Annotated in this window: 1 protein-coding gene; it reads left to right on the plus strand. The window is 48.9% G+C overall.

All coding sequences use genetic code 11. The annotated features are described in order from the left end of the window. Nucleotides 1-104: 104 nt before the first annotated feature. Nucleotides 105-1,068: amino acid ABC transporter permease (locus tag ACYVG7_RS10235; RefSeq protein ID WP_460883018.1), on the plus strand; the 964-nt coding region annotated here is incomplete at its 3' end.

The following is a 1,068-nucleotide window of genomic DNA, read 5'->3' on the forward strand; positions in this document are numbered from 1 at the left end:
AGTAGGCAGAGAAAATCCAAGCAAAACAACACGTTAGACGGTATTATTAATTCGCTTGCCGCTTAAGGTTCTGTACATGTAGCCGCATTAGTCAGGAAGTCATTATGGCTATTGGATCCCACGATTCGACATCATCGGTAACACCAACCGTACGTTGGTATTACGACAGCACCATCCGGGCCTATATTTTTCAGGCGTTGGTTGCGCTTGCTGTAATTGCGACCCTGTTTTACATCATCAGCAATACCTTGCATAACATGCAGACCCGCGGTATCGCCTCGGGGTTTGATTTTCTCTCTAATCGAGCTGGATTTGGCATTATCCAGTCGCTGATCCCGTACGATGAATCCTACAGTTATGGCCGGACCTTTCTGGTCGGGTTAGTCAATACGCTGGTGGTCTCTGCCTTGGGCATCATACTGGCAACCATGCTGGGATTTTCTATTGGCGTGGCCCGCTTGTCGCGTAATTGGCTAGTCGCACGAGTCGCGACTCTCTATGTCGAGACCTTCCGTAATATTCCCCTGCTGTTGCAGATTTTTTTCTGGTATTTCGCCGTATTACGTACCTTACCTTCGCCTCGTCAGAGTATGAATTGGGGCGATACGGTATTTTTAAATATTCGAGGTCTATCACTCCCGGCGCCTCTATTCAGCGACGGAATTAGCGGGGTCGTGATTGCATTGCTAGTCGGTATTTTAGGCAGCTGGCTCTTAGTCCGTTGGGCTAAAAAACGGCGTATTGCCACGGGCCAACAGGTTCGAACCGGCTGGATTGTTCTTGGGTTATTGATTGGATTACCGACTCTGGTATTCTTTGTCTGCGGACGCCCTATTGCGATTGATGTCCCGCATCTGCAAGGTTTTAACTTCAAAGGCGGGATGACCATAATTCCCGAGCTTGCCGCACTATTGATAGCCCTGACGATTTACACGGCGGCATTTATTGCGGAAATAGTCCGTTCAGGTATTAATGCGGTGAGTAAAGGGCGCTGTTCCCTTTACGTGTTGGGGGCAATCTATACTTGCAGTAAGTTCGCTGGACTGAGGTGCCCGCTATGGATACCAA

It is taken from the genome of Pseudaeromonas pectinilytica, assembly GCF_054780855.1.